Source organism: Halomonas sp. I5-271120, from assembly GCF_030553075.1.
In the GTDB taxonomy this organism is placed as follows: Bacteria; Pseudomonadota; Gammaproteobacteria; order Pseudomonadales; family Halomonadaceae; genus Onishia; species Onishia taeanensis_A.
Map to the genome: position 1 here is coordinate 213,989 of NZ_CP130701.1, position 18,330 is coordinate 232,318.

General features: G+C 62.9%; 13 protein-coding genes. 5 read left to right on the top strand and 8 right to left on the bottom strand.

The annotated features are described in order from the left end of the window. Window positions 1–80 precede the first annotated feature (80 nt). From prpF to Q2K57_RS01000, 5 genes are all read right to left on the bottom strand, one after another. Window positions 81–1,262 carry a 2-methylaconitate cis-trans isomerase PrpF gene (gene prpF, locus Q2K57_RS00980; protein WP_112054409.1) on the bottom strand — a complete coding sequence of 394 codons (1,182 nt, stop codon included), beginning with the start codon at window positions 1,260–1,262 and terminating at the stop codon, window positions 81–83. Continuing rightward, entirely contained in the window at window positions 1,259–3,877 is a 2,619-nt protein-coding gene (acnD, locus tag Q2K57_RS00985) for a Fe/S-dependent 2-methylisocitrate dehydratase AcnD (RefSeq protein ID WP_112054741.1), read from the bottom strand. Before acnD ends, prpF begins: the two co-directional genes overlap by 4 nt. Before the next feature lie 123 nt (window positions 3,878–4,000). Beyond that, complete coding sequence (gene prpC / locus Q2K57_RS00990) at window positions 4,001–5,128, bottom strand: 2-methylcitrate synthase (RefSeq protein WP_112054411.1); 1,128 nt, start codon at window positions 5,126–5,128, stop codon at window positions 4,001–4,003. Window positions 5,129–5,239: 111 nt separating this feature from the next. After that, the gene (prpB, locus tag Q2K57_RS00995) at window positions 5,240–6,127 is read right to left on the bottom strand and encodes a methylisocitrate lyase (RefSeq protein ID WP_112054413.1); all 888 of its coding nucleotides are present in this window, start codon (window positions 6,125–6,127) and stop codon (window positions 5,240–5,242) included. Between the two features lie 40 nt (window positions 6,128–6,167). Continuing rightward, window positions 6,168–6,878 carry a GntR family transcriptional regulator gene (locus Q2K57_RS01000; protein ID WP_112054415.1) on the bottom strand — a complete coding sequence of 237 codons (711 nt, stop codon included), beginning with the start codon at window positions 6,876–6,878 and terminating at the stop codon, window positions 6,168–6,170. Between the two features lie 258 nt (window positions 6,879–7,136). On the opposite strand from Q2K57_RS01000, the gene pabB reads away from it, so the two are divergent. Continuing rightward, entirely contained in the window at window positions 7,137–8,489 is a 1,353-nt protein-coding gene (gene pabB, locus Q2K57_RS01005) for an aminodeoxychorismate synthase component I (RefSeq protein WP_112054417.1), read from the top strand. A gap of 218 nt (window positions 8,490–8,707) precedes the next feature. Then, a complete protein-coding gene (locus Q2K57_RS01010; protein ID WP_112054418.1) occupies window positions 8,708–9,328 on the top strand; it encodes a phosphoadenosine phosphosulfate reductase family protein in 621 nt (206 codons plus the stop codon). Window positions 9,329–9,553: 225 nt separating this feature from the next. Here Q2K57_RS01010 and cysB read toward each other — a convergent pair whose 3' ends face one another. After that, window positions 9,554–10,525 carry an HTH-type transcriptional regulator CysB gene (gene cysB / locus Q2K57_RS01015; protein WP_112054420.1) on the bottom strand — a complete coding sequence of 324 codons (972 nt, stop codon included), beginning with the start codon at window positions 10,523–10,525 and terminating at the stop codon, window positions 9,554–9,556. Between the two features lie 311 nt (window positions 10,526–10,836). Here cysB and trxA point away from each other — a divergent pair, with 311 nt between their 5' ends. Beyond that, window positions 10,837–11,160, top strand: coding sequence for a thioredoxin (trxA, locus tag Q2K57_RS01020; protein WP_112054421.1), 324 nt, complete (start codon window positions 10,837–10,839; stop codon window positions 11,158–11,160). Between the two features lie 98 nt (window positions 11,161–11,258). On the opposite strand, the gene Q2K57_RS01025 is transcribed toward trxA, so the two are convergent. Then, complete coding sequence (locus tag Q2K57_RS01025) at window positions 11,259–12,356, bottom strand: AI-2E family transporter (protein WP_112054423.1); 1,098 nt, start codon at window positions 12,354–12,356, stop codon at window positions 11,259–11,261. Between the two features lie 191 nt (window positions 12,357–12,547). On the opposite strand from Q2K57_RS01025, the gene Q2K57_RS01030 reads away from it, so the two are divergent. After that, the gene (locus Q2K57_RS01030) at window positions 12,548–13,318 is read left to right on the top strand and encodes an SIMPL domain-containing protein (protein WP_112054425.1); all 771 of its coding nucleotides are present in this window, start codon (window positions 12,548–12,550) and stop codon (window positions 13,316–13,318) included. 185 nt (window positions 13,319–13,503) lie between these two features. Here the strand turns inward: Q2K57_RS01030 and serS are convergent, their stop codons facing one another. Beyond that, on the bottom strand, window positions 13,504–14,781 hold the full coding sequence (gene serS / locus Q2K57_RS01035) for a serine--tRNA ligase (protein ID WP_112054427.1): 1,278 nt from the start codon (window positions 14,779–14,781) through the stop codon (window positions 13,504–13,506). 212 nt (window positions 14,782–14,993) lie between these two features. Here serS and Q2K57_RS01040 point away from each other — a divergent pair, with 212 nt between their 5' ends. Beyond that, window positions 14,994–18,326, top strand: a complete 3,333-nt coding sequence (locus Q2K57_RS01040; RefSeq protein ID WP_112054428.1) for an FAD-binding and (Fe-S)-binding domain-containing protein — start codon at window positions 14,994–14,996, stop codon at window positions 18,324–18,326. The last annotated feature ends 4 nt before the right edge of the window (window positions 18,327–18,330 follow it).

Consider the following 18,330-nt stretch of genomic DNA (forward strand, 5'->3'; position numbering starts at 1 on the left):
ACTTACCTCAAGGCACTACAGCTCGAAACGCACTCACCAGCAACACGAATCAGCACAACGTGACGGTCGAGAAAGACAGCTCAGAAACTGTCGCCAGGCACTCGAACGAAGCCCTCCATCAACACCCGGGCGCTGCGGCTCATTACCGCCTGATCGATGACCCAACGGCCGTCCACAAGGCTTGCTTCCGCACCAACCCTCAGGGTGCCGGACGGGTGGCCGAAGGTCACAGCCGTATGCTTGCCGCCGCCGGCTGCCAGGTTGACCAGGGTCCCTTCGATGGCCGCTGCCGAAGCGATGGCCACCGCCGCGGTGCCCATCATGGCGTGATGGAGTTTGCCCATGGAGAGCGCTCGTACCCTCAGGTCGATGTCGTCGGCCTCAACCGATTTACCACTCGACGCGGTGTAGCTCGCCGGTGGCGCCACGAAGGCCACCTTGGGCGTGTGCTGTCGATTGGCAGCCTCGCCAAGTTCCTTGATCAGCCCCATACGCAGGGCCCCATGGGCGCGGATGGACTCGAACTTTTCGAGCGCCTCGGTATCGCCGTTGATCGCTTCCTGCAGCTCGCTGCCGGAGTAGCCAAGGTCAGAGGCGTTGATAAACACAGTCGGAATGCCGGCGTTGATCATCGTCGCCTTGAGGCGACCTCCCGGCACTACATCATCCGGTACCTCCAGTTCATCGATCAGATGGCCGGTGGGGAAGATGGCACCCTCACCGTCTGCGGGATCCTTGAAGGCCACCGGCACTTCGGCTGCCGGAAAAGTCACACCGTCGAGCTCGAAGTCACCGACCTCCTGCACCTGGCCATCGGTGATCGGCACCCGGGAGACAATGGTCTTGCCGATATTGACCTGCCAGATACGCACCTCGACCACCCCGTTCTCGGGGATACGCGCGGAATCGATGAGGCCGTTGCTGATAGCGAAGGGGCCCACGGCGGCAGACAGGTTGCCGCAGTTACCGCTCCAGTCGACGAACGGCTTGTCGATCGCCACCTGGCCGAACAGATAATCCACGTCATGCTCGGGGCTGTCGCTCTTCGACAAGATCACCGTCTTGCTGGTGCTGGAGGTCGCCCCGCCCATGCCGTCAATCTGCTTCTGATAGGGGTCGGGGCTGCCGATTACCCGTAGCAACAGACGATCACGGACCTCGCCCGGCTGGCGAGCCGCCTCGGGCAGGTCCTGAAGGCGGAAGAAGACCCCCTTGCTGGTGCCGCCACGCATATAGGTCGCGGGAATCCGGATCTGGTTCATACGTTGTCTGCCTCCGCGGTTTCCAGGAAGTCCTGAGCGAAGCGCTGCAGCACGCCGCCAGCTGAGTAGATGGAGACCTCCTCGGCGGTATCCAGGCGACAGGTCACCGGCACCCTGTCGATCTCGCCGCTCTGGCGGTGGATCTTGAGCTCGAGCGTGGCTTGCGGTGACGGCGTGCCCTCGACGTCATAGGTCTCGGTGCCGTCGAGCTTGAGGGTGTGGCGTGTGGTGCCCTCCTCGAACTGCAGGGGCATCACGCCCATGCCGATCAGGTTAGTGCGGTGGATGCGCTCGAAGCCCTCGGCGACGATGGCCTCGACCCCGGCGAGCGCCACGCCCTTGGCCGCCCAGTCACGCGACGAGCCCTGGCCGTAGTCGGCGCCGGCGACGATGATCAACGGCTGCTTGCGCTCCATGTAGGTCTCGATGGCCTCCCACATGCGCGTGACCTTGCCCTCCGGCTCGATGCGCGCCAGCGAGCCCTGCCGCACCTTGCCGCTCTCGTCGCGCACCATCTCGTTGTAGAGCTTGGGATTGGCAAAGGTGGCCCGCTGTGCGGTCAAGTGATCGCCGCGGTGGGTGGCGTAGGAGTTGAAGTCCTCCTCCGGCAAACCCATCTTCGCCAGGTACTCGCCCGCCGCACTGTCCAGCATGATGGCGTTGGACGGTGACAGATGATCGGTGGTGATGTTGTCCGGCAACACCGCCAACGGCCGCATGCCCTTGAGGGTTTTCTCGCCAACCATGCCACCTTCCCAATAGGGCGGGCGACGGATATAGGTGCTCTGGGGACGCCATTCGTAGAGCGGATTGACCTGGGCACGAGCGCCCTTGTCCACATCGAACATCGGGATATAGGTCGCCCGAAACTGCTCCGGCTTGACGCTCTGCTTGACGATGGAATCGATCTCCTCGTCCGCGGGCCAGATATCCTTCAGGGTGACCGGGTTGCCGTTGTGATCGTAGCCCAGGACATCCTTCTCGATGTCGAAGCGGATGGTCCCCGCGATGGCGTAGGCCACCACCAGCGGCGGCGAGGCGAGGAAGGCCTGCTTGGCATAAGGGTGGATGCGGCCATCGAAGTTGCGGTTACCGGACAGCACCGCCGTGGAATAAAGGTCCCGCTCGACGATCTCCTGCTGGATCTTCGGGTCCAGGGCGCCGGACATGCCGTTGCAGGTGGTGCAGGCGAAGGCCACCACACCGAAGCCAAGATCTTCGAGCTCGGGCAGCAGGTTGGCCTCCTCCAGATACATCTTCACCGTCTTGGAGCCCGGCGCCAGGGAGCTCTTCACCCAGGGTTTGCGGGTCAGGCCCAGCTTGTTGGCATTGCGGGCGATCAGACCCGCGGCCACCATGTTGCGCGGATTACTGGTATTCGTGCAGCTGGTGATGGCGGCGATGATCACTGCGCCATCGGGTATCTTGCCCGCTTTCTCCTCCGCCTGCGCCTTGTCCAGGTCAACGGCGATACCGCGCTTGGCGAGTTCAGAGGTCGGCAGATGGGCATGGGGGTTGGACGGGCCCGCCAGGGTCCGAGTAACCGAAGACAGATCGAAGGTCAGCATGCGCTCATATTCGGCAGCCTTGAGGCTGTCGCCCCATAAGCCCGCTTCCTTCGCATACCGTTCGACCAGCGCCACCTGATCATCGTCGCGACCGGTGAGTTTCAGATAGTCGATAGTCTGATCGTCGATGTAGAACATCGCCGCCGTGGCCCCATACTCTGGCGTCATGTTGGAGATGGTGGCCCGATCGCCTACGGTCAGCGCCTCGGCCCCCTCACCGAAGAACTCCAGGTAGGCCCCCACCACGCGCTCCTGGCGCAGGAACTCGGTTAGCGCCAGCACCATGTCCGTACTGGTAATCCCGGGCTGCAGCTTGCCAGTAAGCTTCACGCCGACGATGTCCGGCAGGCGCATCATGGAGGCGCGACCCAGCATCACGCTCTCGGCCTCGAGGCCGCCCACGCCGACGGAGATCACCCCCAGCGCGTCGACCATCGGCGTGTGGCTGTCGGTGCCCACGCAGGTATCCGGGAACGCCACGCCATCGCGCTTCTGCACCACCGGAGACATCTTCTCCAGATTGATCTGGTGCATGATGCCGTTGCCGGGGGGGATGACATCGACGTTCTCGAACGCGGTCTTGGTCCAATTGATGAAGTGGAAGCGGTCGTCGTTGCGACGGTCCTCGATGGCGCGATTCTGCGCGAAGGCATCCTTCTCGAATCCGGCATGCTCGACGGCCAGCGAATGATCGACGATCAACTGGGTCGGCACTACCGGGTTGACCTTGGCCGGGTCCCCGCCCTTCTCGGCGATGGCATCGCGCAGGCCAGCCAGATCGACCAGGGCCGTCTGGCCGAGGATGTCGTGACACACCACGCGGGCCGGGTACCAGGGGAAGTCCAGATCACGCCGACGTTCGATCAGCTGCTTGAGCGAATCGGTCAACACGGCCGGCTCGCAGCGGCGCACCAACTGTTCGGCCAGCACGCGCGAGGTATAGGGAAGCGTGTCGTAGGCCCCGGGCTTAATGTCCTCGACGGCCGCACGGGTATCAAAATACTCAAGCGACGTGCCGGGTAAGGGTTTGCGGTAGTCAGTGTTCATGGCGTCGGGCATCTTTTTTCAGTGGGCTCAAAGGCAGGAAGAGCAAGGCAGGCGAGATCAGAGCACACGAGAGAGACGAGCGTGGCGACCCAGCGGCCGACACGCTCGATCTCAGGGGGTAGATCAGTCACGCTGCTCGACGGGCACCCATGCCTGAGGCTCAGGGCCACTGTAATCAGCACTGGGGCGGATGATGCGATTGTTGTCGCGCTGCTCGAAAACGTGGGCGCACCAGCCGGTAACCCGTGAGCAGACGAAGATCGGGGTGAATAGCTTGGTCGGGATGCCCATGAAATGATAAGCGCTGGCATGGAAGAAGTCGGCGTTGCAGAACAGCTTCTTCTCGCGCCACATCACCGACTCGACACGCTCGGACACCGGATAGAGGACGCTGTCACCGACATCCTCGGCGAGCTTCTTGGACCACTGCTTGATCAGGGCATTGCGCGGGTCGGAGTCACGGTAGATGGCATGGCCAAAGCCCATGATCTTGTCCTTACGCGCCAGCATGCCCATGACCTCGCGCTCGGCCTCTTCCGGGCTCTGCCAGCCCTCGATCATCGCCATCGCCGCTTCGTTGGCACCGCCATGTAGCGGACCTCTCAGGGTGCCGATAGCGCCGGTCACGCAAGAGTGCATATCCGACAGCGTCGAGGCGCAGACCCGGGCATTGAAGGTCGAGGCATTGAATTCGTGCTCGGCATACAGGATCAATGACACGTTCATGACCCGGGCATGCAGCTCGGAGGCTGGTTCGTCGCGCAACAGATGCAGGAAGTGCCCGCCCACCGAAGCATCATCGGTCACGGTATCGATGCGCACTCCCTCATGAGTGAAGCGATACCAGTAGCAGATGATCGATGGCAGCGCCGCCAGCAGTCGATCCGCCACGTCCTGCTGCTCATCGAAGCTCTGCTCGGTTTCCAGGTTGCCAAGCATCGATGCCCCGGTGCGCATCACATCCATCGGATGGGCGTCGGCGGGAATCTGCTCGAGGACCTTTTTCAGCGCATCAGGCAGGGCGCGTAGCCCCTTGAGCTTGGTGATATAGGCATCGAGCTCAGCCTGATTCGGCAGCTTGCCCTTGAGCAGCAGGTAGGCGACTTCCTCGAAGCGTGCATGCTCCGCCAGATCGTGGATATCGTAACCGCGATAGGTCAGCCCGGAACCGCTCTTGCCGACAGTGCACAGAGCGGTACTGCCCGCGCTCTGGCCGCGCAGACCCGCGCCTGCCTTGGGTTGTTCTGCCATGACGTGTCTCCTACTGGCGTGTAATCGATGTTGTGGTTGTTGTCGTATTAAATGCAGTCGTGATGAATGCAGTCGTGACGGGGCTAGTCGTCCTGGTGACTGGTCACCGGGTCAGTCCTGACGCTTGTCTGTGAAGAGCGCATCCAACTTCTGCTCGAAGCTGTGATAGTCGAGAAAATCGTAGAGTTCGTCGCGGGTCTGCATGATGTCGACCACGTCACGCTGATGCCCGTTGTCGGCGATGCTCTGATAAACCTTGAGCGCCGCGGCATTCATGGCGCGGAATGCCGACAGCGGATACAGCACCATGCGGCAGCCGACCTCGGCGAGCTCCTGCTGGCTGAACAGTGGCGTGGCACCGAACTCGGTGATGTTGGCAAGGATCGGCGCCTTCACCCTGTCGCAGAAGGCCCGATAGTCATCGAGACTGTGCACCGCCTCGGCGAAGATCGCATCGGCGCCGGCCTCGACGCAGGCATTGGCCCGGTCGATGGCTGCCTCGAGTCCTTCCTTCTGGAAGGCATCGGTACGCGCAATCAGGTAGAAGTCTGGATCCAGGCGGGCGTCGGCGGCGGCCTTGATGCGGTCGACCATCTCTTCCCTGGACACGATGGCCTTGTTGGGCCGATGGCCGCAGCGCTTCTGTGCCACCTGATCTTCAAGATGCACGGCCGCCACCCCGGCGCGCTGCATCTCCTTGACGGTGCGCTCGATGTTGAAGGCGCCCCCCCAGCCGGTATCGATATCCACCAGCAGCGGCAGATCAGTGGCAGCGGTGATCCGCCGCGCGTCCTCGACCACGTCGTTCATGGTGGTCATGCCAAGATCGGGCAGACCGAAGGAGGCGTTAGCCACCCCACCACCGGACAGGTAGATGGCCTGATGGCCGACCCGCTGAGCCATCAGCGCAGTGTAGGCGTTGATGGTGCCCAGGATCGGCAGGGGCTGTTGGGCCTCGAGGGCGGCACGAAAGCGTGCACCGGGAGTGAGGGTGGTCATGATGTTCTCCTGTCTGGGAAAGCGCCCCGGGCAACGTTCGTCACTGGGACTGAGTGGATTCCTGGTCGAGAATGGCCGCATAGCGCTCGGCGACGTTGGCTCTCGAGGCGCTGACGTGGCGACGCATCAGCAGTTCGGATAGCTCTGCGTCACCGGCCTCGATGGCATCGACGATGCGATGGTGCTCGACGAAGGCACGCTGCGGGCGGCTGCCACTGGCGCTGAACTGGGTACGATAGAGCCGTACTAGGTAATAAAGGTCGTCGCAGAGAATCGTCATCAGCATGCGATTGTGACTGCCCTGCACGATCCGATAATGAAAATCGAGATCCCCTTCCCGCTGAAAGTAAGCCTCGCCGCGGCGAAGGTCGGCCTGACGCTCGTGCACGGCCAGCACCTCGCGCAGGCCGGCAATCTCATCGGCGGTCATGTGCTCGGCGGCAAGCCTCGCGGCCATGCTTTCCAACGCCTCGCGCACATCGAACAACTCGATCAGCTCTTTCATTGAGAGCTTGACCACCCGTGCGCCAACATGAGGCACTCGCTCGATCAGGCGATGCGTTTCAAGCCTGCGCATGGCTTCGCGCAGCGGACCACGGGAAATGCCGTAGGTCTTGGAAAGGCCCGGCTCGGTGATCTTGCTGCCCGGCGCCAGGTCACCGCGCACGATGGCGCTCTGCAACTGGTTGAAGACCCGCTCTGCCAGGGTGCGCACTTCCGGGGTCGCGAGATCGGGTGAAGAGGTTGTCATAGTAATTGTCGACAATTAAATGATGAAATGAACTTTAGCCAGCCGCCGGGATGGGGTCAATATGCATTCGGCCCGCATTGACTACACCTTTTGGCGTACGGCTAAAGGTGGGCGCCAAATTTGTTGTCGACAATATTACCAGAGATGCCGGCGTAACGCCGAGCTCCTGATGGCGCGGCTGAAGCGTGGATAACGCAGAAGGGACAAATGGCGTCACGGCCCCTAGAATGTGGCGCTCGTTGAGGAAAAGCACATCCCATGAGTTCACGACTGGAAATCACGCCGCTGCCCTACCGGACGGATCCGCTCGGCTATTTTGCGCCGCTACGCGAGCGTCGCGGCGCCGTATTACTGGACAGCGGGCGCCCTCATGGCCCCGGAGGGCGCTATGACATCATCAGTGCCGAGCCGATCGCGCTGATGAGCGTCAATCCCGCGGGCCAGGTCAGCGGCGACAGCGATACACCGCTTCCCGAGGAGCCCATCGCCGCCCAGAAGGCGCTGCTGTCACGGCTCGATGTCGAAGCACCTGAGAGCGACCTGCCCTTCCTCGGCGGCCTGATCGGGTATTGGAGCTACGACTTCGGCCGCTGCCTTGAGCCGATCAACGGCAAGGCCAAGGACGCCGTCGAGCTGCCCTGGAGCCGGATCGGTCTCTATGACTGGGCGATCATCCAGGATCATGCCCGGGGCGAGAGCTTCCTGGTGGCCGATCAGCGTCGGCGCGTCCAGGTGGAAACCTGGCTGGCCACCGAGGCACCGAGCACCACCCCCTTCGCAATCACCGCCCCTTTCGCGGGCGAGCAGGACCGGATGGGCTATGGCGAGCGCTTTCGTGCCGTCCAGCGCTACATTCATGCCGGCGACTGCTACCAGATCAATCTGACCCAGCGCTTTAGCGCCCCCTACCAGGGCGACCTCTGGCAGGCCTACTTGCGGCTGCGCAAGGCGACGCCCACGCCTTTCGCCGGCTACATGGCATGGGAAGACAAGGCCGTGCTGTCGCTGTCACCGGAGCGTTTCCTGCAATGTCATGCCGGCCGTGTCGAGGCACGCCCCATCAAGGGCACAAGACCGCGGGGCGACACGCCCGAGCAGGATGCGGCGCTGGCACAGGCGCTCAAGGCCAGCGCCAAGGACCGCGCAGAAAACGTGATGATTGTCGATCTGCTGCGCAACGACCTGGGGCGGGCCTGCGCACCGGGGAGCGTCAGGGTGCCACAGCTGTGCGGTCTTGAGAGCTATGCCAACGTCCACCACCTGGTCAGCGTGGTCGAGGGCCGGCTTGCCGATGATCAGGCGCCACTGGATATTCTGGCGGCCGCCTTCCCCGGCGGGTCAATCACCGGCGCACCGAAGATCCGCGCCATGCAGATCATCGACGAACTGGAACCCAGCCGTCGCAGCGTCTACTGCGGAAGCCTTGGCTATATCGACCAGCGTGGGCATATGGACACCTCGATCGCCATCCGTACCGTCGTTGCCAGTGGTGGGCAGCTGCATCTGTGGGGCGGCGGCGGTCTGGTCGCGGACTCGGAAGAAGATGCCGAATACCTCGAGACCCTGGACAAGATCCGACATCTCCTGACGGCGCTTAGCGATAGCGACTAAGAGCCGGATTGAGCATGCGCGTGTTCCAGCGCGATCCGTGCAAACCCGCTAAAAAGGTCCGCCCCGATAGCACCGGCCATTCTAACGGCACCCTGTCGTGCGATCATTTCGCTATATAAGAACCGAACCAATAAGTATTGGGGCCGGGGGCAGACGATTTGCTAGGGTGGCGCCATTATCGGAACGCATTCAGGTTCCTCATTATTTCAGGAGGCCCCATGGACTTTGACATCGACGCCATCAATCGCGACCTCGGCCAGGACCCCGAAGCCCTGACGCGCTGGGCGCTGACCCTTGGCAAGCATGCCATCTGCACCACCAACTTCCGCCCCTTTGAAGCGGTGATCCTGCACATGGTTACCCAGGTTCAGCCGGACATCCCGGTGGTGTGGATGGACTCGGGCTACAATACCGATGCCACCTATCGCTTCGCCGACGACGTCATCAAGCGGCTCAACCTGAACCTGGTGAGCTACCTGCCCAAGCGCACCCGGGCTCACCGCGAGGCGCTGGAAGGCGCCACGCCGACCATCGACGACCCGCGACATACCGCCTTCACCGAGGAGGTCAAGCTGGAACCCTTCACCCGTGCCCTGCGCGAAATGGCCCCCCAGGTCTGGCTGACCGCCCTGCGCGCCGAGGACACCCCAGAGCGGGCCAAGATGCAGCCGGTGTCGATCAACGACGACGGCCTGATCAAGGTCGCACCGGTACTGCACTGGAGCGCCAAGGACATGTACGAGTACCTGGTCAAGCACGACCTGCCCAACAACTTCGACTACTTCGACCCCACCAAGGTGGAAGACAAGCGCGAGTGCGGCCTGCATCTGCAGCATTGATCGCCTGACTGTCGCAGGCTAGGTACTGACAGAACACGAAAAGGCCCCGATAGCGAACGCTATCGGGGCCTTCTTCGTCACTGCATGGCTGTCTATCTATATGACGGGCTATATGACTGTCTATGTGACGAGCTATGTGCTGACCATTCGGTTGTCTAGGTGAATGGCGATGTGACCGTCCGTGTAACGAGTCATATGGCTGTCTTGTCTTGCCTGACAATCCATTCAGCGCACCGGTAGTTCTATCTGCGAGAACAGTTCCTGCTCATGGCGCGGGCCGGCCGCCAGAGCGGCCTCGACCAGATCACGTTGGAGATGCGGTGCGAAGCCCTGCACAAAATCGAACATGAAGCCGCGCATGAAGGTGCCCCGACGAATGCCGATCTTGGTGGTGGAACTCTCGAACAGGTGGCTGGCATCCAGTGCCACCAGGTCTCCGTCGGTCTCGGGATCGACCGCCATATGCGCGACGATGCCTACCCCCAGACCGAGGCGCACATAGGTCTTGATGACATCGGCATCCGCGGCGGTGAGCACCACATTGGGGGTGAGATCCTGGGCACGGAAAGCGTCATCGAGCTGCGAGCGGCCGGTGAAGCCGAATACATAGGTGACCAGCGGATACTCGGCCAGCCCCTCGAGGGTCAGCTTGCCGGCCTCGGCCAGCGGATGCCCCTTGGGCACCAACACGCAGCGATTCCAGCGATAGCAGGGTAACAGCACCAAATCATTAAAGAGTTCCAGCGACTCGGTACAGATAGCGAAATCGGCCTGCCCTTCGCTGACCATTTCGGCAATCTGCTTGGGCGTGCCCTGCTGCATATGCAGCGCCACCTCCGGATACTTGCGAGTGAACTCGCCGATCACCGGCGGCAGCGCATAGCGCGCCTGGGTATGGGTGGTGGCGATCGACAGGCTGCCGCGGCGCTCGTTGCTGTGCTCCTGGGCCACCTGCTTGATGTTGTCGGTGGTGCGCAGCACCTGCCCCGCCAGGTCGATGATCGCGCGACCGGCGGGCGTCACCCGGGTCAGGTGCTTGCCGCTGCGGGCAAAGATCTCGACGCCTAGCTCGTCCTCCAACAGACGGATCTGCTTGGAAATGCCCGGCTGCGAAGTAAAGAGGCTCTGCGCCGTGGCCGAGACATTGAGATTGTGGCGCGTGACCTCCCAGATATAACGCAGTTGCTGCAGCTTCATCCCCGAAACACTCCTTATTCCCATGCCGTTAGCCATGCCTTTTAATGGGCCGTCTGCCTGGTATTGCCGGGCCGCCGGCTCACGGTTTTAATACCGCAAGGCAATAACATAATGTAGCATGATTACTTTATGCTATAAGAATAGCATACAAAAAAGTTCCACGAGAGTGCAGCGCCGATGCCACCATCATTACGGCTGGCTATCGATCTTATTGGGGAACAGGCATTTGCCAGCGGCCCCGGCGGCCGCTACCATCAGCCGACTACGCTGAAAAAGCGCGCGTTAAACGCGTAATGCAACGGGAGAATTACATGGCCAACAACGTCGATGTCACCACTGCCAACTTCGAGCAGGAAGTCCTCAAGGCCGACAAGCCGGTCCTGCTGAAGTTCTGGGCGCCCTGGTGCGGCCCCTGCAAGATGATGGCGCCGGTGGTGGACGAAGTCGCCGACGAGCGTGCCGACAATGTGAAGGTCGTGAGCGTAAACGTCGACGACGCGCCGGACATTGCCGCCGAACACGGCGTACGCGGTGTGCCGACCGTGATGCTGTTCAAGTCTGGTGCCAAGGTGGCCTCACTGGTCGGTGCCCAGTCCAAGTCGCAGCTCGCGCAGTTCCTCGACCAGAACGCCTGATAGCGGGCCTCACCCCCCATCACGTTCGCTCCGACGCCTCGGCCCTGCCGGGGCGTCGTCGTTTCAGTATCCAGAGTTGCCGTGTCGCAGCGCCATGCTCAGGCGTCTGCCGACGGTGTCCGCTCTTTCCCAGGCACCGTTACCGGTCGCTCATGGGCCGGTCCTAGCAAACGGGCCATCCAGCGCGTCTGCGGATGACTGTCCAGGGCGATCTTCAGGGTCATCGTCAACAGCACGGACAATAGCAGCCCAGCGGTTCCTAATATCCAGCCCCATACCACCAGTGACAGGAAGGCCACGAAGGTCGATAGACCCAGTGCCCGCCCCATCACCCGGGGCTCGACCAGGTTGCCCAGCACGAAGTTGATGCCCAGATAGCTCCCCGCCAGCAGCATCGCCGGAAAGACCCCGCCCTGGGGCGAGACCAGCAGCAGCAGCACCGGCGGAATTGCCGCTAGCACCGACCCGATGTTGGGTATGTAGTTCAGCCCGAAGGCAAGTGTCGCCCACAGCAGCGGGAAATCGACGCCCAATATCTTGCAGGAAACCCACACCAGCACGCCGGTTACCAGGCTGATCAGCGTTTTCACCGCCAGGTAACGCTTGAGGGTCAGGCTGAACTCATTGAAGCGCTGAAGGCTCGGCACCGGATTCAAAAGAGCCTGGGAGATCTTCTCCCTGAAGTTGAGTGTTTCAAAGAGCAGAAAGACCACCAACAGCGCTACGATCAGGCTCTGCATCAGCACGTTGCCGACCTCACCCAGCAGTGCCGGAATCAGTTGGGTGGCCTGGGTCGGGTCCAGCCATTCCGAGAAGCGCTCCGGACGAATCGATACGCCCATGCCCGCTAGCCAGTTGAGAATGCTCAGGTAATGATCATATAGTTGCGACTCGAGCCCCGGTAGCTCCTCGGCAAAGGTATTAACGCTATTGACCAGCAGCAGGCCCAGCAGGCTTAGCAGCAGGCCAATCACCAGCAGCGTGATCCATACCGACATCCGCAGCCCCACGCCATGGCGATGCAGCCAATGCACCGGCGAAGTGCAGATCACGGCGATGAACAGCGACAGCAGCAGAGGCACCAGCAGGCTGGCCCCAAGCTTCATGCCACCGATGATGACCACCAGGGCGGCCAACGCCAGGGTCAGATTAAGCGGAATGGTCCTTGCCGCCTCGTCGATATCCTCTTCGTTCATGAGTCCTTCCCGGGAATCGCTTATGCTGGATGATGAAAGAAGTTTACCGACTCGCCACTGCCTGTACACAATCATCGGACGATATATCGACCAAACTGCACGGAGGTTGCATGCTTTCTCATACTGCCCAACGGGTCCTGACAGACCACCCACCGCTCACTCGTCGCCTACTTCAAGGCAGAGGCCCACGCATGGGCATTAGGCTCGGCCTCCTGCTGGCGGCCTGCATGACGATCAGTGCCGCCGCCGTGGCCCAGCAGCCGGCCACTCAAGAGCAAACGCCGGGGCGGCTCGAGGTGTCGGCCCAACACACGCTGGAGGTGGCGCCCGATATGGCGACGCTAACTGCCCGCCTATGGGAGCGCACTCCGGCACGAGCCGTCGACTCGGCGCGGGAGGCAAGCCCCGAGGCCCTGAGTGAGGCACGCACCCGGCTCGAGGGCCGCATGGGCGAGCTGATCCGCACCCTCGAAGGCAAAGGCTTGCCACGAGACGCCATTCAGGCCGGCTCGTTGTCGGTACAACCAAACTATGTACAGGGCCCCATCAACGCCGAGGGACAGCCAGAGCAGCGGGTGCGGACCCAGCTGACCCGGCCGATCACCCTGACCCTTGATGACCTCGAGGCTCTGCCCGGTCTCCTCGACGCCCTGACCGTCGCCGGTGTCGACTCTCTGGACGGTGTCAGCTACGACCTCAAGGATCGCAGCGCGGCAAGCGATGAGGCCCTGGGCCTTGCCATCGATCGGGCCAAGGCAAAAGCCACGCTGATGGCCGAGCGCCTCAATATCACCCTCGGCCGTGTGCTGCAGGTGCAGGAGACCCAGGTGCCAAGCTTCCAGCCACAGATGATGATGCGTGCAGGCGATGCATCGACCAAGGAGATGGCCTCAGAGTATCGCCCGGGCCAAATCGAGATCGATGCTGAAGTCGCGGTTCAATGGGCCATCGCCGACGAATAACGTGCTGATAGAGCAGCGTTCAAACCCCGGCGCCTGCTCGCCCAATGCACAAGGCCCCGACGGCGCTGCCGTCGGGGCCTTGCTATTTCCTGTTACGTCAGGCGGTCGCGGCTCGCGAGGATCCGACGCGACCAAGGAAACACCTGAGTATCGCAACAATTCCAACGAGAGCGATCTAAACGCCCTCAGCCGTTGATCACCTCAAGACCCCCCATATAGGGGCGCAGCGCCTCGGGTACGACAATCGAACCGTCAGCCTGCTGATGATTCTCGAGCACCGCCAGCAGGCAGCGGCCCACCGCGAGCCCCGACCCATTGAGGGTATGCAGGAGCTGCGGCTTCTTGTGATCCGGATGGCGGAAGCGGGCCTGCATGCGACGAGCCTGGAAGTCCTCGCAGTTGGAAATCGAAGAGATTTCCCGGTAGGTGTCCTGGCTCGGCAGCCAGACTTCCAGGTCATAGGTCTTGGTCGCCCCGAAGCCGATGTCTCCGGTGCACAGGGTGACGACGCGATACGGCAGACGCAGTGCCTGCAGCAGCGCCTCGGCGTGACCACGCATCTCCTCGAGAGCGTCATAGCTCTTGTCGGGCTCGACCATCTGCACCATCTCGACCTTGTCGAACTGGTGCTGACGGATCATGCCGCGCGTATCGCGCCCGTGAGAACCGGCCTCGCTGCGAAAGCAGGGGGTATGCGCGGTCAGGCGCATCGGCAGGGACTTGTACTCGAGAATTTCATCCCGGGCGAAGTTGGTCAGCGGTACCTCGGCGGTGGGGATCAGGTAATAGTCCTGATCGCCCTCGAGGCGGAACAGGTCTTCACCGAACTTGGGCAACTGGCCGGTGCCGGTCAGCGAGTCGGCATTGACCATGTAGGGCACATAGCACTCTTCATAGCCATGCGCCTCGGTCTGAGTGTCGAGCATGAACTGAGCGAGCGCCCGGTGCAGCCGAGCAATCGGGCCGCGCATCACCGCGAAGCGCGAGCCGGTCAGCTTGGACGCCATGTCGAAGTCCAGACAGCCGTGCTTGGCGCCGAGATCGACGTGGTCCTTGACCTCGAAATCGAAATCGCGCGGTGTGCCCCAACGGTGCAGCTCGACGTTATCGTCTTCGCTTTCACCTTCCGGCACGCTGTCGTGGGGCAGGTTGGGCAGCGCCGAAACCAGGGCGTCCCACTCCTCCTGCAGACCCGCCAGCGCCTTCTTGGCGGCATCCAGGCGATCACCCAGGTCACTTACTTCGGCCAGCAGCGGCTCGATGTCCTGACCCTCGGCCTTGGCCTTGCCGATCGCCTTGGAGCGCGTGTTGCGTTCGCTCTGTAGCTGTTCGGTCTGGGTCTGCAGTTCGCGGCGCTTAGACTCCAGCGACTCGAGTTGAGCGGTATCGAGAGTGAAGCCACGCTTGGCCAGTCGTTGGGCAACCTGGTCGAGGTCACCACGCAGCAGTTTTGGATCGAGCATGGAATCCTGTCCGTCACAGTCAATGAAAGGGCAATGTCGCCAGCAGGCGCTCATTGTAGGGAAAAGCCGCTGCTTTCACCACGCCGCTGCCGGCGTGCACCGTCCGTCATGCTCCGGTAAAGTGGGTCATATTCCTTTTTTCCTGCCCACGCCAGGACATCGATGGCGATGACCGCCGGCCAGGGCAGCGACCCACGGTCTGATAGCGACTCATGATTGCACAACTGGACACCCTCGCCCGGCTTGACGCCGACTACCTGCGCTTCCTCGAGGCCCTGCGGGCCGACGGGTTCAACGGCGAGATCGCGCCTGACTATGCCAACCGCACCGTGCTGGCCACCGACAACTCGATCTACCAGCGCCTGCCCCAGGCGGTGCTCTATCCGCGTAACGCCGAGGATCTCGAGCTCATCGCCCGTCTCGCTGGCCAGGAGACGCATCGCAAAGTGGTACTCACGCCGCGCGGCGGCGGCACCGGCACCAACGGCCAGTCGCTGACCGACGGCCTGGTGGTCGATGTCTCCAAACACATGAATGCCATCATCGACATCGATGTCGAGCGGCGTCGGGTGCGTGTCCAGGCCGGGGTGGTCAAGGATCAGCTCAACGCCGCACTCAAGCCGCACGGGCTATTCTTCGCCCCGGAACTGTCGACCTCCAACCGCGCGACCATCGGCGGCATGATCTCGACCGATGCCAGCGGCCAGGGCAGCTGCGAGTACGGCAAGACCCGGGATCACGTGCTTGAGCTGGACAGCGTGTTGCTGGGCGGCGAGCGCCTCACCAGCCGGCCACTTGACGCCGATGCCCTCGAGGCGACCTGCGCCCGCGATGACCGGATCGGCGAGACCCACCGCACCGCCCGCGCCATCATCGACACCCAGGCCGGGCTGATCGAGGCCAAGTTTCCCAAGCTCAACCGCTGCCTGACCGGCTATGACCTGGCGCATCTTTATAACGACGAACGGCAGTTCGATCTGAACAGCGCGCTGTGCGGTTCGGAGGGCTCGCTTGGGCTGCTCAACGAAGCGGTACTTAACGTGCTGCCGATCCCGAAGCACTCCACCCTGGTCAATGTGCGCTACGCCAGTTTCATGGACGCCCTGCGGGATGCCAAGGCGCTGATGGCGAGCGCCGCCGCCCCCACGTCCATCGAGACGGTGGATGACAAAGTCCTCGGGCTCGCCATGCAGGACTTCGTGTGGGACAGCGTGGCGGAATTCTTCCCGGCTACCACCAGCGCGCCCCAGGCAGGCCATAGCGAAGACCAAGCCGAAGCCGAAGACGATACGGCGGTGGCGGCGCGCACCGAGACGGCGATTCGCGGCATCAACCTGATCGAATTCAACGCCGATGACCCCGAAGCGCTGAAGGCTCGCATCGCCGATTTCACCCGCCACCTGGCGGCGGACAGCAGCGTCGAGCGCCTGGGCTACACCCTGGCCGAGGGCCGCGAGCAGATCCAGCGCGTCTATGCGATGCGCAAGCGCGCAGTGGGCCTGCTCGGCAACGCCAAGGGCGAGAAGCGCCCGATTCCCTTCGTCGAGGACACCGCGGTGCCCCCCGAGCACCTGGCCGACTACATCGCCGAGTTCCGCGCCGCCCTGGATGCCCGCGGGCTTGCCTACGGCATGTTCGGCCACGTCGATGCCGGCGTACTGCATGTGCGGCCGGCCATCGACATGAAGGACCCGGCCCAGGAGGCACTGATCCGCGAGATCTCGGATGAGGTCGCCGAGCTGACCCACAAGTATCACGGCCTGTTGTGGGGCGAACATGGCAAGGGCGTGCGTTCCGAATACGCGCCCAAGTTCTTCGGCGAACTCTATCCTAGCCTGCAACGGCTGAAGGCGGCCTTCGATCCGCATAACCAGCTGAATCCGGGCAAGATCGCCACGCCGCTCTCTATCCCGCCCGAAGATGCGGAATCCTCTACTCCGCCCGACGCCGCGGAATCCTCTACCTCGCCCGGAACCTCGGGAAGCGCGCCCGACGAGGCGGAACCCTCTCCCCCGCCCGTCACCGCGAGTGAAGCGCCCTCAGCGGATAAAGAGACGCAAGAAACGCCGAACAACGGCGCCGAACAGACGCTAAAATGGGTCGATCCGGGGCTCTTGACCATCGACGGCGTGCCGACCCGGGGCCAGCACGATCGCCAGATCGACGAGCGGGTCTGGCAGTCCCACGCCGCAGCGGTCTACTGCAACGGCAATGGCGCCTGCTACAACTACGACCCCGATGACGCCATGTGCCCGTCCTGGAAGGCGACCCGCGAGCGGGTCCAGTCGCCCAAGGGCCGCGCCAGCCTGATGCGGGAATGGCTGCGCCTGCAGGGTCAGGCCGGCACCGACGTGGTCGAGGAATCGAAGCAGAAGAAGGCCGAGGGCGTCTGGGGCTTCGTGCGCGACTTTCCCGCCCGCGCCCGCAACACCTGGGCCAAACGCCGCGGTCAGGAGGACTTCTCTCATGAGGTCTATGACGCCATGGCGGGCTGTCTGGCCTGCAAGTCCTGCGCCGGCCAGTGCCCGATCAAGGTCAACGTGCCGGAGTTTCGCTCCCAGTTCCTCGAGGTCTACCACGGCCGCTACCTGCGCGCGCCACGGGATTACGTTATCGGCGGCCTGGAGTTCATGGTGCCTTATCTCGCCCCGCTGGCGCCGCTCTACAACGCGGCGCTCGACAACCGCCTGGTCGAGCGCCTGCTCGCCGGTCCCGTCGGCATGGTCGACAGCCCCAAACTCTCGCGAGCAAGCCTCAAGAAACAGCTCAAGGCCTGGGGGGTTGCCGAGGCGACCCCAACGGCGCTTGGTCTGCTGACCGAGACCCAGAAAGCCAACAGCGTGATCCTGGTCCAGGACGCCTTCACCAGCTACTTCGAATCCAAGCTGGTCATGGACGTGGTCGAGCTGCTCTCGCGGCTGGATATCAAGGTCTTCGTCGCGCCCTTCTCGCCCAACGGCAAGCCGCTCAACGTTCAGGGCTTCCTCGGCGCGTTCGAGCGCACGGCAGAACGCCAGGCCAAGAGGCTCCAGAGCCTTGCGGGCTTCGGCGTGCCGCTGGTCGGTATTGACCCGGCGATGACCCTGACCTACCGCCAGGAGTACGTGAAGGCCCTGGGACCCGATGCCGTGCCCGAGGTGCTGATGCTGCAGGAATGGCTGGTGTCGCTGGGCAAGCGCCTCAAACCCCGCGGCGTTACGCTCAGCGATCCGGGCTTCAAGCTGCTCGCCCACTGCACCGAGAAGACCAACGCGCCGGGCTCTCCCAAGGCCTGGCAGCAAGTCTTCAGCGCTTTCGGCCTGGAGCTCGAGGTACTCGCCAGCGGCTGCTGCGGGATGTCCGGCACCTACGGCCACGAGGCACGCAACCTCGAAACCTCGAAAACCATCTATGCCCAGTCCTGGCAGCCCAAGGTGGAAGACCCCGCCAACACCGGCCGCCTGCTGGCCACCGGCTATTCCTGCCGCAGCCAGGCCAAGCGGCTCTCCGACACCTCGCTGCCCCATCCCCTGCAGGGGCTGCTGGAGACGCTGCGCGGCGCCTGATCAG

What these genes read in the sequence shown, in the direction of transcription:
- pabB (WP_112054417.1), top strand. Translation starts at nt 7,137, where the DNA reads ATGAGTTCACGACTGGAAATCACGCCGCTGCCCTACCGGACGGATCCG.
- serS (WP_112054427.1), bottom strand. Translation starts at nt 14,781, where the DNA reads ATGCTCGATCCAAAACTGCTGCGTGGTGACCTCGACCAGGTTGCCCAA.
- prpB (WP_112054413.1), bottom strand. Translation starts at nt 6,127, where the DNA reads ATGACCACCCTCACTCCCGGTGCACGCTTTCGTGCCGCCCTCGAGGCC.
- cysB (WP_112054420.1), bottom strand. Translation starts at nt 10,525, where the DNA reads ATGAAGCTGCAGCAACTGCGTTATATCTGGGAGGTCACGCGCCACAAT.
- Q2K57_RS01010 (WP_112054418.1), top strand. Translation starts at nt 8,708, where the DNA reads ATGGACTTTGACATCGACGCCATCAATCGCGACCTCGGCCAGGACCCC.
- Q2K57_RS01000 (WP_112054415.1), bottom strand. Translation starts at nt 6,878, where the DNA reads ATGACAACCTCTTCACCCGATCTCGCGACCCCGGAAGTGCGCACCCTG.
- Q2K57_RS01040 (WP_112054428.1), top strand. Translation starts at nt 14,994, where the DNA reads ATGATTGCACAACTGGACACCCTCGCCCGGCTTGACGCCGACTACCTG.
- trxA (WP_112054421.1), top strand. Translation starts at nt 10,837, where the DNA reads ATGGCCAACAACGTCGATGTCACCACTGCCAACTTCGAGCAGGAAGTC.
- acnD (WP_112054741.1), bottom strand. Translation starts at nt 3,877, where the DNA reads ATGAACACTGACTACCGCAAACCCTTACCCGGCACGTCGCTTGAGTAT.
- prpC (WP_112054411.1), bottom strand. Translation starts at nt 5,128, where the DNA reads ATGGCAGAACAACCCAAGGCAGGCGCGGGTCTGCGCGGCCAGAGCGCG.
- prpF (WP_112054409.1), bottom strand. Translation starts at nt 1,262, where the DNA reads ATGAACCAGATCCGGATTCCCGCGACCTATATGCGTGGCGGCACCAGC.
- Q2K57_RS01030 (WP_112054425.1), top strand. Translation starts at nt 12,548, where the DNA reads ATGGGCATTAGGCTCGGCCTCCTGCTGGCGGCCTGCATGACGATCAGT.
- Q2K57_RS01025 (WP_112054423.1), bottom strand. Translation starts at nt 12,356, where the DNA reads ATGAACGAAGAGGATATCGACGAGGCGGCAAGGACCATTCCGCTTAAT.